The organism is Lactobacillus sp. B3795 (assembly GCF_026535805.1).
GTDB classification, from domain to species: Bacteria; Bacillota; Bacilli; order Lactobacillales; family Lactobacillaceae; genus Apilactobacillus; species Apilactobacillus kunkeei_C.
Genome location: NZ_JAFNPE010000005.1, coordinates 278,281 through 278,733 on the forward strand (window position 1 = coordinate 278,281; position 453 = coordinate 278,733).

The 453-nt window shown below is 53.4% G+C and carries 5 tRNA genes; all 5 read right to left on the reverse strand.

Going from position 1 to position 453, the window contains the following annotated elements:
• Positions 1-22 precede the first annotated feature (22 nt).
• A tRNA-Ile gene (locus J3U50_RS03250) sits at positions 23-96 on the reverse strand.
• Between the two features lie 9 nt (positions 97-105).
• A tRNA-Met gene (locus J3U50_RS03255) sits at positions 106-179 on the reverse strand.
• Between the two features lie 34 nt (positions 180-213).
• Positions 214-287: transfer RNA gene (locus tag J3U50_RS03260), tRNA-Pro, on the reverse strand.
• A 5-nt stretch (positions 288-292) separates the two neighbouring features.
• Positions 293-366 (reverse strand) — tRNA-Arg (locus J3U50_RS03265).
• Positions 367-369: 3 nt separating this feature from the next.
• A tRNA-Leu gene (locus J3U50_RS03270) sits at positions 370-452 on the reverse strand.
• Position 453 lies beyond the last annotated feature (1 nt).

Genomic DNA, 453 nt, shown 5'->3' on the forward strand with positions numbered 1-453 from the left:
TGACGTGAAACAAAGTCCACTATGGACCTTGTAGGACTCGAACCTACGACCGGACGGTTATGAGCCGTCTGCTCTAACCAACTGAGCTAAAGGTCCAAGACCTAATCGCGGCAGAGGGGATCGAACCCCCGACCTCCCGGGTATGAACCGGACGCTCTAGCCAGCTGAGCTACACCGCGATATGTGACTAATATGACGAGTTATTAAACTCTATCGGGAAGACAGGATTCGAACCTGCGACCCCCTGGTCCCAAACCAGGTGCTCTACCAAGCTGAGCTACTTCCCGAGAAATGCACCCAGTAGGAGTCGAACCTACAACCTTCTGATTCGTAGTCAGACACTCTATCCAGTTGCGCTATGGGTGCATATGGTGCCGAGGACCGGGATCGAACCGGTACGGTTATCACTAACCGCAGGATTTTAAGTCCTGTGCGTCTGCCAATTCCGCCACC